9 protein-coding genes are annotated in these 12,679 nt (G+C 59.4%); all 9 read right to left on the bottom strand.

Features of this window, described 5'->3' with window-relative positions:
* Nucleotides 1-122: 122 nt before the first annotated feature.
* The 9 genes from phaC (JL015_RS09800) to JL015_RS09760 all read right to left on the bottom strand — a co-directional run bounded on the left by phaC (JL015_RS09800) (nt 123) and on the right by JL015_RS09760 (nt 12,548).
* Nucleotides 123-1,808, bottom strand: coding sequence for a class II poly(R)-hydroxyalkanoic acid synthase (phaC, locus tag JL015_RS09800; protein ID WP_201018325.1), 1,686 nt, complete (start codon nt 1,806-1,808; stop codon nt 123-125).
* Between the two features lie 163 nt (nt 1,809-1,971).
* On the bottom strand, nt 1,972-2,829 hold the full coding sequence (gene phaZ / locus JL015_RS09795; RefSeq protein WP_122315867.1) for a poly(3-hydroxyalkanoate) depolymerase: 858 nt from the start codon (nt 2,827-2,829) through the stop codon (nt 1,972-1,974).
* Nucleotides 2,830-2,978: 149 nt separating this feature from the next.
* Nucleotides 2,979-4,658 (bottom strand): class II poly(R)-hydroxyalkanoic acid synthase, encoded by a 1,680-nt coding sequence (gene phaC / locus JL015_RS09790; protein ID WP_201001461.1) that lies wholly within the window; start codon nt 4,656-4,658, stop codon nt 2,979-2,981.
* A gap of 423 nt (nt 4,659-5,081) precedes the next feature.
* Complete coding sequence (locus tag JL015_RS09785; RefSeq protein ID WP_201018324.1) at nt 5,082-5,459, bottom strand: gamma-butyrobetaine hydroxylase-like domain-containing protein; 378 nt, start codon at nt 5,457-5,459, stop codon at nt 5,082-5,084.
* A gap of 123 nt (nt 5,460-5,582) precedes the next feature.
* The gene (gene hslU, locus JL015_RS09780) at nt 5,583-6,920 is read right to left on the bottom strand and encodes an ATP-dependent protease ATPase subunit HslU (protein ID WP_201018323.1); all 1,338 of its coding nucleotides are present in this window, start codon (nt 6,918-6,920) and stop codon (nt 5,583-5,585) included.
* Between the two features lie 66 nt (nt 6,921-6,986).
* Complete coding sequence (hslV, locus tag JL015_RS09775; RefSeq protein ID WP_025262300.1) at nt 6,987-7,517, bottom strand: ATP-dependent protease subunit HslV; 531 nt, start codon at nt 7,515-7,517, stop codon at nt 6,987-6,989.
* 193 nt (nt 7,518-7,710) lie between these two features.
* Entirely contained in the window at nt 7,711-8,406 is a 696-nt protein-coding gene (locus JL015_RS09770; RefSeq protein WP_025262299.1) for an SPOR domain-containing protein, read from the bottom strand.
* A gap of 1 nt (nt 8,407) precedes the next feature.
* Complete coding sequence (gene argS, locus JL015_RS09765; RefSeq protein WP_201018322.1) at nt 8,408-10,144, bottom strand: arginine--tRNA ligase; 1,737 nt, start codon at nt 10,142-10,144, stop codon at nt 8,408-8,410.
* Between the two features lie 184 nt (nt 10,145-10,328).
* Nucleotides 10,329-12,548 carry a primosomal protein N' gene (locus JL015_RS09760; protein ID WP_201018321.1) on the bottom strand — a complete coding sequence of 740 codons (2,220 nt, stop codon included), beginning with the start codon at nt 12,546-12,548 and terminating at the stop codon, nt 10,329-10,331.
* Between the last annotated feature and the right edge of the window lie 131 nt (nt 12,549-12,679).

Raw genomic sequence — 12,679 nt, 5'->3', positions numbered from 1 at the left:
TTCTTGTTTGGGTTATGGCTCGAACGCCACAGCATGAATGGCAACGTCAATGTAGGCGCTCCTACCTGTTTGTTATGCAACAGCGTGGCGCCGATGTGGTCGCAGGTTTCCTGTTTATACCTTCAACGCATATGCACATAGGTTCCCGGCGCGGCTTCCATCGAAGGGTAATTGGCGTTGCCAAGCTCGATCCGGGTTTCGTGCTGGGTGCCTGAGCGCTCGTGAATCCATTTCAGCCAGGTTGGCCACCAACTGCCATCGTTGTGTTTGGCATCGTAATACCAGGCTCGCGGGTCGCTGCTCAGCTTGTCGTTCTCGACGAAGTTGGCTTTCGGGTTGCCCGGTGGATTGAGAATGCTTTGCACATGACCGCTGTTGGAGAGCAGGAAACGTCGCTCGCCGCCCAGCAGCAGCGTAGAGCGATAGACCGAATCCCATGGCGTGATGTGGTCGTTGATACCGGCAATGCTGAAGCTGTCTACGGTCACTTTTTGCAGGTCGATAGGCGTGCCGCACACTTCCAGCCCGCCCGGATGGCTGAGCGGGTTGTGCTTGAAGAAGTCCAGCAGGTCGCCATGCAGGGCCGCCGTCAGGCGAGTGGTGTCGTTGTTCCAGTAGAGGATGTCGAACGGTGGCGGTGCCTTGCCCAGCAGGTAGTTGTTGATCCAGTAGCTCCATATCAGATCGTTGGGGCGCATCCAGGCAAAGATCCGGCTCATGTCGCTGCCTTCCAGCACGCCGCGTTGGTAGGAGCGCCGCTTGGCAGCTTCCAGCGATTCCTCGTCGATGAACAGGGTGGCAGGGCTTTCGATCTGGCTGTCCAGCAGACTGACCATATAGGTAGCGCTGGCAACCCGGCGTATCTGTCGCTTGGCCTGCAAATGCCCCTGCAGGGCGGCGATGGTCAGGCCGCCTGCACAGGCACCCAACAGATTGACCTCGCGGGCGCCGGTAATCGCCCGGCAGACATTCATGGCTTCTTCGGTCGCCTCGACGTAACTGGACAGCCCCCATTCGCGATGCCGCACATCGGGGTTGCGCCAACTGATGGCGAAGGTCTGCAGGCCGTTCTTCAGGGCGTACTGCACAAAGCTGTTGTTGGGGCTGAGGTCGAAGATGTAGAACTTGTTGATCTGCGGGGGCACGATCAGCAATGGCCGTGAGTATTGCTTTTCACTCATCGGCTTGTACTGGATCAGCTCCAGAATATCGTTGCGAAACACCACGGCTCCGGACGTGGTGGCGACAGTGCGACCGATCTCGAAGGCGTCCTTGGTGGTCTGGCGAGGCAGGCCATTGTTGTGCAGCAGGTCATCGGCCATGTGGCCCAGGCCTTTGAACAGGCTGCTGCCGCCTGAATTGAAAAGCTCTTTGATGGCCAGCGGGTTGAGCAGGGTATTGGACGGCGACAGCGCATCGTTGATCAGCGTGAAGAGAAAGTGCGCCCGTGCCCGGTCATCCTTGGACAGATCGCTTTCATCGATCCAGAGCCTGGTCTGATGCTGCCAGCTCAGGTAAGCCTGCAAGCCACGGCGATACAGCGGGTTCAGGCTCCAGGTCGGGTCTGCAAAGCGGCTGTCACGCGGGTTGGGTGTATGAGGCATTTCTCCCAGAAGCATGACTTTGCCTAACTGGCTACCTAACGCCAAGGCATGTCGGGCGCTACGAAGGGGGTGTTTCCAGCCTTGGGAGGCGACGCTTCGCAGCGTATGAAACAGGTCGCGACCACGCAGGCCGGTAATGGCGCTTTGTGCGTTTATGAAGGTCGCCGGTGTAGTGGCGGCAACCTTCGTTGATTTGTCTCGCATGAGGGCAACACTCCTTCGTCAAGCCATCAACCAATAGACTGACGCAGTGCCTGTCATGGCAGCGTGCGTCGTTCTGCGCTGTGCGACACTCCGGTACGCGGCGCAGTCGGTGAAGCGAATAGTTCTCGAAGCTTTCCTGCTTCCTTGAGTACTACAGGTCTGATCAGTGCCCTTTGGGTGGTGTGGGCTGTGGATGCATGACAGCGCGTTGGCGCTCCTGCTGCAGAAAACTCATGATGATGGGGGCTACGGCTTCGGCCCTGGTAATCAGGAACAAATGACCGTCATCGATTATGTGTAGCTGGGCATTGGGTATACGCCAAGCCAAAAGGCGCATATTTACCAAAGGGATCAACGGATCGTCGTCACCGGCCAGAACCAGTGTCGGCTGATGAATCTTGTGCAGCCAGTGGATGCTGGTCCAGCCCATGCCTGCGAACAGTTGCCAGTAGTAGCCGAGTTTGCCGGACGAACGTACCTTGGCTGCATGGTTGGCGGCCAGATGCGGATCTCGCCGGAATGCCCCGCCATAGATCTCCGGCGCAATGCGGATCACATGTGACGGCTGGATATAACGCCGCGGGCTGGCCATCAACCACAAAACACGGGGCTTGCCCGGCACCATGACCATGCCTGCCGCAGTGGCCGCCAGGACCAGTTTCCTGCAACGCTCCGGGTAATCGTGGGCGAACTGCTGAGCCAGTGCTCCGCCCCATGACACACCAATCGCATTGACCTGGCCGTAATCCAGATAGTCGAGCATACGCGCCGCCAGCTTCGCCAGCCCCGGAAAACGATAGGGGCGACTGGGTGTCGAGGAGCCACCGACGCCCGGCACATCGAAGGCGATGACTTCCAGATCCGGGTCCAGGGCGTCAACAAACGGAAACACCAACTCAAGGTTGGCACCAATGCCGTTGAACACCAGCAAGGGCGTCAGATGACTCTTGCCGGGTCGCACAGCTGTGCGAATGGTATGACCGTCCAGGTCAATGGAACGGAAAACAAACGGTTGAGGCATACGCTAAGCCCTGTTGGTTAAACCGCTGGGAAAGCCGTCCTGCGCTTTTACCAGATCGACCGAGGTGCGCCGGTCATGTTTGCGTAACGTTTGCCGCCGGTACTTCCATCCTGGACCCGGCAGCGCGCATTCGCTCGTATCCAATCCGCTTAGCGTTCGTGAACGTAGGTACCGGGTGAAGCTTCGCTTGCAGGGTAGGCCTTGTTGCCCAGTGTCGCAGGGGCCTTTTTCAGTTTGCCCGAGCGCTCGGTCTTCCAGGCCTGCCAGTGTAGCCACCATGAATCGGTGTGCTTGGTGCCGTTTTCTTGCCATGCCGAAGGTTCGGCCGGCAGTTCGGTGTTGGTCATGTAGCGGGCCTTGGGGTTGCCCGGCGGGTTGAGAATGCTCTGGATATGGCCGCTGCTGGAGAGCACGAACTCGGTCTTGCCGCCGAACAGACGGGCCGACTTGTAGCACGACGCCCAAGGCGTGATGTGGTCGTTGGTGCCCGCCAGACAGAACACATCGCTGGTGACCTGCTTCAGATCGATCGGAGTGCCACAGACCTCAAGGGCATTGGGGCGGGTCAGAGGGTTGTTCTTGAACATCTCGATCAGATCGCCGTGAAAGGCAGCCGGCAGGCGAGTGGTGTCGTTGTTCCAGAACAGGATGTCGAACACGGGCGGTTCGTTACCCAGCAGGTAGTTGTTGACCCAGTAGTTCCAGATCAGGTCGTTGGGGCGCATCCAGGCGAAGACCTTGGCCATGTCGCGACCTTCCAGCACGCCAGCCTGATAGGAGTGGCGCTTGGCCGTTTCCAGGGTCTGTTCATCGACGAACAGGGCAACTTCGGTATCCAGCGTGGTATCCAGCACGCTGACCAGTAGCGTCAGTGCATGAACCTTCTGCTCGCCCAGCGCGGCGTAATGCCCAAGCAATGCGGTGCAGGTGATGCCGCCCGAGCAGGCGCCGAGCATATTGATGTCCTTGCTGCCGGTGATGGCTGTCACCACATCGACCGCTTCCTTCAAGGCCTCGATGTAAGTGGACAGGCCCCATTCACGCTGCGCCTTGGTCGGGTTACGCCAACTGACGATGAAGGTCTGTACGTTGCTGCGCAGACAAAAGCGCGCCAGGCTTTTTTCCGGGCTCAGGTCGAAGACGTAGAACTTGTTGATCTGCGGCGGCACCACCAGCAATGGCCGTTCATGGACCTGCTCGGTGATGGGCTTGTACTGGATCAGCTCCAGCACATCGTTGCGAAACACCACCGAACCTTCGGTGGTCCCCAGGTTCTTGCCGACTTCAAAGGCGTCCATGTTGACCTGGCTCGGCATGCCACCGTTATGCACCAGATCCTTGGCCATGTGCGCCAGGCCATCGAATATGCTTTTACCGCCAGTCTCGAAGAAACGCTTTACCGCAGCCGGGTTGGCGGCCGTATTGGTCGGAGACATGGCTTCGGTCATCAGGTTGATCACAAAATGACCACGGCTGATGTCCTGAGGGGTGAGGTTGCTGCCGTCGATCCAGTCATGCAGCTCCTTGCGCCAGGCCAGGTAGCTCTGCAAATAACGACGATACAGCGGGTTCTGGCTCCATGCCGGGTCCGCAAAGCGTCTGTCGTCAGCGGCTGGCTGCAGGGCAGACTTGCCGAACATCACGTTCTTTATTTCAACACTCAAGTGGGCGACATGCTTGAGGCTGTGGAACGGCTGCTTGATTGCCTGGCGCAGAACCATGCGAGCGGTGGTCAGTAAATCCTTGCGGCGCAAGCCAACCACCGGGTTCAAACCCAAGGTGTGTTCAGAGGCTTGTTGCTGCAGGTCATCGTTGTTCTTGCTACTCATCTACGACGCTCCATTGTCCTGAGACGAGTACTGACTTTCCCTGTGAGCCAGTGACACAGGCGAGTCGTCAGTACTACTGCTCGTGTGACCGATGATGGCTTGGCTGCCAATTCCCGTGGTTTATGCAAGCTACCGCGAAGGCGCCTGAACAGCTGCGCTTCATGTGACCACTGCTTTGCATACTGCTTGTTATTCGCGCATCGAAGGGATGCAGGGAATTTACCAAAGTCATTGGTTACGCGAGATTTCAAAAAATCGCAAGCAGCGTCAGTCATTGACCGCTGCGCGGGACATTGAAACAAAACAGATTAGAAAGCGCTTCCTAATACGTCAAACGGCAGGCTAGAGCTTTCTGGAAGATATATGCGTTGTCTGGGGCTGCTGGAAAAACTGACGAGCGTGTGTCGTCATTTTTTCTGATGACTAGAGCATAAGCCTGATGACTTGCTCGGAAGGGTCGCGGGATTTACCTGCCTTTTGCAACTCCAGCAGATAATCCTCCCACAAGGACTCCTGGCGTCTGGACAGCTCGTAGAGGTATTCCCAGGTGAACAGGCCGCTGTCATGGCCATCATCGAAGGTCAGTTTCAGCGCGTACTGGCCCGCAGGCTCGATCTTGGTCAGACCTACCCCCAGCTTGCCGAATTGCAGGATCGGCTTGCCATGGCCCTGAACCTCGGCGGAAGGCGAATGCACCCGCAGAAACTCCGCAGGTAAATGATATGCCTCATCCGGCCCGTACTTGAGCGTCAGGGTTTTCGAGGCTTTGTGGAGCTGGATGGCGGTTGGGATGGGGGGCACGGTGGGGAGCCTCAAGCTACAAGTGACAAGCTACAAGTGAAGCAGTGACAAGCTTCAAGTGAAAGCAGCTGCAAGCTACAAGCACAATCAGCTTGCAGCTTACAGCTCCCAACTTGCAGCTACTTACAAAATATACCGCGACAGGTCTTCGTCGTTGGCCAGTTCGCCCAGGTGGCTGTTGACGTAGTCGGCGTCGATCAGTATCGGCGAGGCATCCGGGCTGCCAGCCAGATCGCCTGCGCTGAACGACACTTCTTCAAGCAGGCGTTCCAGCAGGGTGTGCAGGCGGCGGGCACCGATGTTTTCGGTTTTCTCGTTGACCTGCCAGGCAATCTCGGCCAGACGCTTGATGCCGTCAGGCTTGAACTCGATGCCCAGGCCTTCGGTCTTGAGCAGTTCGCGATATTGCTCGGTCAGCGAGGCATGCGGTTCGCTGAGGATGCGCTCGAAGTCCTGAGGCGTGAGGGCCTTGAGTTCGACACGAATCGGCAGACGGCCTTGCAGCTCGGGCACCAGATCGCTTGGCTTGCTCAGGTGGAACGCACCCGAAGCGATGAACAGGATGTGGTCGGTCTTGACCATGCCCAGTTTGGTATTCACGGTGCAGCCTTCGATCAGCGGCAGCAGGTCGCGCTGTACGCCTTCACGGGAAACATCGACACCGCCGGAGTTGCCGCGCTTGGCGACTTTGTCGATCTCGTCGATGAACACGATGCCGTGTTGTTCGACGGCTTCCAGCGCCTTGACCTTCAACTCTTCATCGTTGACCAGGCGGCTGGCCTCTTCGTCGCGCACCAGCTTGAGCGCTTCCTTGACCTTGAGCTTGCGGCTCTTCTTCTTGCCCTTGCCCATGTTGGCAAACAGGCTTTGCAGCTGGTTGGTCATTTCTTCCATGCCGGGCGGCGCGGAAATATCGACGCCCACGGTGTCGTTGACCTCGATCTCGATTTCCTTGTCGTCCAGTTGGCCTTCGCGCAGACGCTTGCGGAACAGCTGACGGGTATTGGAATCGCTGGTCGAAACCGGTTCTTCACTGAAACCGTTGCGAGCAGGTGGCAGCAAGGCATCAAGGATGCGGTCTTCGGCAGCGTCTTCTGCGCGGTGACGGACCTTGACGATTTCCTGTTCGCGCAGCAGCTTGATGGCGGCGTCGGCCAGATCACGAATGATCGACTCCACGTCACGGCCCACATAGCCCACTTCAGTGAACTTGGTGGCTTCAACCTTCAGGAACGGCGCATTGGCCAGCTTGGCCAGACGACGGGCGATTTCGGTTTTACCGACGCCGGTCGGGCCGATCATCAGAATGTTCTTTGGCGTTACTTCGACGCGCAGTTCTTCTGGCAACTGCATCCGGCGCCAGCGGTTTCGCAAGGCAATGGCGACGGCGCGCTTGGCATCGTCCTGGCCAATGATGTGGCGATTGAGTTCGTGGACGATTTCACGGGGAGTCATGGACATGGTAATTGATGGTCCTCAGGCATAAAGAAGTCGGCAGGGGTGCGGGTTACGCAGCCGGACAACGGCTTATTCAGCGAGGTCCTGCTCCTCAATGGTGATGTTGTGGTTGGTGAACACGCAAATATCGCCAGCGATGTGCAATGCAGTCTCGGTGATCTCGCGGGCCGACAGATCGGTCTTGAGCAGCAGCGCACGGGCAGCAGCCTGGGCGAATGCGCCACCCGAGCCCATGGCGATCAGGCCATCTTCGGGTTCCACGACATCGCCGTTACCGGTGATGATCAGCGAGGCGTCCTTGTTGGCGACGGCCAGCATGGCTTCCAGGCGGCTGAGGGAGCGATCGGTACGCCAGTCCTTGGCCAGTTCGACGGCAGCACGTACCAGATGGCCTTGATGCTTTTCCAGCTGGCCTTCAAAACGCTCGAACAGCGTGAAAGCGTCAGCCGTGGCCCCGGCGAAACCGGCGATAACTTCACCGTGATACAGGCGGCGTACTTTCTTCGCGTTGCCTTTCATGACGGTGTTGCCCAGGGAAACCTGGCCGTCGCCAGCCATGACGACTTTGCCGTGGCGGCGCACTGAAACGATGGTGGTCAAGGGAGAGTCTCCACGCAGCGGGGCGAAAATGCCCTGATGCAGACTCATATGGGGGTGGGGTTGGGTATTTCAACCGCGAATTCATTTGCGAAAAAGCCAGTGATGAAGCTTTCGCGAATGAATTCGCTCCTACCGGGGCTGCTGTGTGCTTCCGTAGGAGCGAATTTATTCGCGAAGAGGTCAGAAGCCTGTGCTACTGCTTGCTGCGCTGTTGCAACAACAGGTTACTAAATCCGCCGCTCGCCAATTGCTTCTGGGCGGTGGTGAGTTGTTCGCGGTTGCTGAACGGGCCGACCAGAACCCGGTACCAGGTTTCTTCCTTGACCGTGCCGGACTCCACTGTCGAAGTCTGGCCTAGCAGGATGATCTGCGCGCGCACCTTGTCAGCATCTTCCTTCTTGCGGAACGAGCCCGCTTGCAGGAAGAACTGGGTCACTGGCGCCGGTTTTGCGGTCGCTACAGGTGGTGCCGGTGGCGGTGTCAGGCCGCTGAGGGCCGCCTGGGCGCGTGCGGTGTCGATCTTTGCCGCCTGCTCAGGCGACACGGGTGCAATCGGGGTCACGGGCGGTGGCGTCTTTTCCGGTACCGCTTCGTTCGGCACGATCACTTCCGATTCCGGCAGCAGCGTGTAGAAGTCGTACTTCGGCTTGACCGGTGCCGTCGGGCTCGGTGGCGTCTTGTTCGCTTCGGCGATCTTGGCTGCCTTGGCCTCGGCCTTGGCACGTTTTACGTCTTCACCGCCGGGTTCGAGCTTCATCAGAAAGACGATGAATGCACCCACGGTCAAGCCAATCGCCAGCCATAACCATCCTGGAATCGGCTTCTTCGCGGGTGCCTGATAACGGCTGGCGCCCCGCTTGGGAGCCGGTTTCTTCTTCGCAACTGCCAACTTACATACGCTCCAGAGTTTCCAGACCCAATAGATCCAGGCCTTGCTTGAGAGTGCGACCGGTCAGGGCCGCCAGACGCAGACGGCTCTGTTGTTGATCGGGATTTTCCGCACCAAGGATCGGGCAGTTTTCATAGAAGCTGGAAAACAGACCCGCAAGGTCATACAGGTAAGCACAAAGAACGTGAGGCGTGCCTTTTTCTGCAACGTTATTCAGGGTTTCCGTGAACTGAGCCAGGCGTGCAGCCAGTTCCTGCTCCTGCGGTGCTTGCAGAACGATCTGGCCTTGAGTGGCATCGAACGGCGTACCCAGTTTGCGGAATACGCCGGAAACGCGGGTGTACGCATAGAGCAGATAAGGCGCGGTGTTGCCCTCGAAACTGAGCATCTGATCGAAGTTGAAGCTGTAATCGCTGGTGCGATGCTTGGACAGGTCGGCGTATTTCACCGCGCTGATGCCCACGGCCTTGGCGATGGTGCGCAGCTCGCTTTCGGCGACCTCCGGGTTTTTCTCTTTCACCAGCGTGTAGGCGCGTTCTTCGGCTTCGTCGAGCAGGTCGATCAGTTTGACGGTGCCGCCATCGCGGGTCTTGAACGGACGGCCATCGGCGCCGTTCATGGTGCCGAAGCCCATGTGCTCCAGTTGCATGCCGTCATGAACGAAACCGGCGCGGCGGGCGACTTCAAACACTTGCTGGAAGTGCAGAGCCTGACGCTGGTCGACGAAGTACAACACGCGGTCGGCTTTCAGGATCTTGCTGCGATAGCGGATGGCCGCCAGATCAGTGGTGGCATACAGGTAACCGCCACCGGCCTTTTGCACGATGACCGGCAGTGGCGTGTCTTCGGCGGTGCGGAATTCTTCGAGGAAGACGCACTGCGCGCCGTTGCTTTCAACCAGCAGGCCCGAAGCTTTCAGGTCACTGACGACATTGGCCAGATCGTCGTTGTAGGCGCTTTCGCCCTTGACGTCAGCCGGTGTCAGTTTGACGTTGAGGCGCTCGTAGGTCTTCTGGCAGTGAGACAGCGAGATCTCGTTGAAGCGGTTCCACAGAGCAAGGCAATCGGCATCGCCCGCCTGCAACTTGACCACCAGACCGCGAGCGCGCTCTGCGAACTCTTCGGACTCGTCGAAGCGCTGCTTGGCGGCGCGGTAGAAGTTTTCCAGGTCGGACAGTTCGTCGCTGGTGGCGGGTTTTTCCTGAAGGTAGGCCAGCAGCATGCCGAACTGGGTTCCCCAGTCGCCCACGTGGTTCTGGCGAATCACGGTATCGCCCAGAAACTCCAGAACGTTGGCCACGCCGTCGCCGATGATGGTCGAGCGCAAGTGGCCAACGTGCATTTCCTTGGCCAGGTTCGGGGCCGACAGGTCAACGACCACGCGCTGGGATGCGCTGGCCTTGCGTACCGACAGTTGCGCGTCGGCCAGTGCGGCATCCAGGCGCGCAGCCAGTGCCTGAGTGTTCTGGAAGAAGTTCAGAAAGCCCGGGCCTGCAATTTCGACCTTGCTGACCTGCTCGTCGGCAGGCAGGGCGGCGATGAGTTTTTCGGCCAGATCGCGGGGTTTCATGCCGGCCGGTTTGGCGAGCATCATCGCGATATTGCTGGCGAAATCGCCGTGGGTCTTGTCTCGGGCGTTTTCCACCTGAATCGCCGGCGTCAGCCCTTCTGGCAAGACGCCCTCGGTGACGAGACGGGTCAGGGCTTGTTGAATCAGCTGGCGAATGGTGTCTTTCATGATGCTCTCTTCAACCGCAAGCGCGGTGGCGCCGGGATGCGCGGGTGGAAAAACTGGGCATTATCCGTTGCCGGGGCAAGCTTGCCAACCTTCTTAGCCTGTGGGCTTCGCGAATGAATTCGCTCCTATCCGGCTGCGTACGGTGTGGGAGCCAATTCATTCGCGAAAATGCACACCCACCTGCTTAATAAAGATCCACCGGGTCCACATCCAGCGACCAGCGCACCTGCCTGCCGCTGGGCATCTGCTCCAGTATCAGCAGCCAACTGTTGAGCATGCGATGCAGTGGTGCTCTGGCGTTGGCCTGGACCAGCAATTGCGCCCGGTAGCGTCCGGCGCGCCGTTCCATGGGAGCGGGGACCGGGCCAAGTAGTTCAACGCCGCCCAGATTCATTTGGGCCAGCAATTGCTCGGCCTCGGCGCAGGCCTGATCGAGAAACTCTTCTGCCTGCCCCGGCTTGTGGGCTTCGGCGCGCAGCAGGGCCAGATGCGAGAAGGGCGGCAGACCGGCAGCACGACGCTCGCTCAGGGCCTGTTCGGCAAAGGCGAAGTAGCCTTGCTCGGTCAACTGGATCAGCAGCGGATGATCGGCCAGATGGGTCTGGATAATCACCTTGCCCGGTTCTTCGGCGCGGCCAGCACGCCCGGCCACCTGCACGATCAACTGCGCCATACGCTCGCTGGCGCGGAAATCACCTGAGAACAACCCGCCATCGGCGTCCAGGATCGAGACCAGCGTCACGCGGGGGAAGTGATGCCCTTTGGCGAGCATTTGCGTGCCCACCAGAATGCACGGCTGCCCGCGTTGAATGGTGGCGAATAACTGATTCATCGCGTCCTTGCGCGACGTGCTGTCACGGTCGACCCGTAGCACCGGGTAATCCGGGAACAGAATCGCCAGTCGTTCCTCGGCCCGCTCGGTGCCTGCGCCCACTGGCCGCAAATCCACCTTGCCGCATGAAGGGCACTGGCGCGGCACGCGCTCGACATGCCCGCAATGATGGCAACGCAACTCGCCGGAGCGCTGATGCACGGTCATGCGCGCATCGCAGCGCTGGCATCCCGACAGCCAGCCGCAGTCGTGGCACAGCAAGGTGGGCGCGAAACCGCGACGATTGAGGAAGACCAGTACTTGCTGGCCGGCCGCGAGAGTCTGGCCGATGGCTTGCTGCATCGGCCCTGAGATTCCGCTGTCCAGCGGCCGGCTTTTCACATCCAGGCGCAGGAAGCGTGGTTGCTGTGCGCCGCCAGCCCGCTGGTTCAGGCGCAGCAGGCCGTAGCGGCCGGTATAGGCGTTATGCAGGCTTTCCAGAGACGGTGTGGCCGAGCCCAGCACAATCGGGATGTTTTCTTGTCGAGCGCGGACCAGCGCCAGATCGCGGGCGTGATAGCGCAGGCCTTCCTGCTGTTTATAGGAGCCGTCGTGCTCTTCGTCGATGATGATCAGTCCCGGATTCTTCATCGGGGTGAACAGCGCCGAACGTGTACCGATTATGATATCGGCCTCGCCATCCCGTGCCGCCAGCCAGGCGTCCAGCCGTTCGCGGTCATTGACGGCCGAGTGCAGCAAGGCGATCCGGGCATTGAAACGCTGCTCGAAACGCGCCAGTGTTTGCGGCCCGAGGTTGATTTCCGGGATCAGCACCAGAGCCTGCTTGCCTGCTTCCAGCGTTTCGCGGATCAACTGCAAATAGACTTCGGTCTTGCCGCTGCCCGTAACGCCTGCCAACAAGAAAGCATGAAAGCTGCCGAAACCGGCCCGAATGGCTTCGCAAGCGGCGCGCTGTTCTGTATTGAGCGGCAGTTCCGGCTGCGCCAGCCAGTGCTCATGGCGCGCTGCCGGTGCATGACTGCGGACCTCAACCTCTACCAGCCCTTTGGCCAGCAGCAGATTGAGGCTTTCCTTATTAAGCATCAGCTTGCTGAGCAATTGATGCGCTACACCGTGCGGATGCTGGGCCAGGGTGGTCAGGGCTTCCCGCTGCTTGGGCGCACGGGCGATACGCGGGTCGTCGACGCTTGCGCCAGGTGTCACGTGCCAGAAGCGCTCCTGGCGTGTTTCGGCCAGTTCGCCCTGACGCAGCAGAACCGGCAGCGCCCAACTCAGGGTATCGCCCAGGCTGTGCTGGTAATACTGGGCTGTCCACAGGCACAGCTTGAACAGTGATGGCGGCAAGGGTACCTGACTGTCGAGCAGGGCGATGGCGGGCTTGAGCTTTTCGTCGGGGACTTCGCTGTGATCGACCACTTCCACCAGAATGCCGATCATTTCCCGCCGCCCGAATGGCACCCGCAAACGCATGCCCGGCTGCAAGGCGCTACGCGATACTCCGGCCGGAGCGCGATAGTCGAACAGGCGTCGAAGCGGCGAGGGCAGGGCCAGGCGCAGGATGGCGTTTGGCAAGCGATGCTTCCTGTGGTGGAGGGCGAAGAATGCGCGATCTTAGCAGACGACCGGTTTAAAGGTTCGCTTGCGTCAGATGGATTGTCTGGTAATATCCGCGGCCTAATTGCGTGCGGTATTCAACAATAGTG

The sequence above is a fragment of the Pseudomonas cichorii genome (assembly GCF_015471405.1).
In the GTDB taxonomy this organism is placed as follows: domain Bacteria; phylum Pseudomonadota; class Gammaproteobacteria; order Pseudomonadales; family Pseudomonadaceae; genus Aquipseudomonas; species Aquipseudomonas serbiensis.
This window is presented reverse-complemented; position numbering and strand designations above follow the sequence as displayed.

Bases quoted from the DNA above. Each gene is read 5' to 3' on its own strand.
- phaC (WP_201018325.1), bottom strand. From the start codon at position 1,808: ATGCGAGACAAATCAACGAAGGTTGCCGCCACTACACCGGCGACCTTC.
- phaZ (WP_122315867.1), bottom strand. From the start codon at position 2,829: ATGCCTCAACCGTTTGTTTTCCGTTCCATTGACCTGGACGGTCATACC.
- phaC (WP_201001461.1), bottom strand. From the start codon at position 4,658: ATGAGTAGCAAGAACAACGATGACCTGCAGCAACAAGCCTCTGAACAC.
- hslU (WP_201018323.1), bottom strand. From the start codon at position 6,920: ATGTCCATGACTCCCCGTGAAATCGTCCACGAACTCAATCGCCACATC.
- argS (WP_201018322.1), bottom strand. From the start codon at position 10,144: ATGAAAGACACCATTCGCCAGCTGATTCAACAAGCCCTGACCCGTCTC.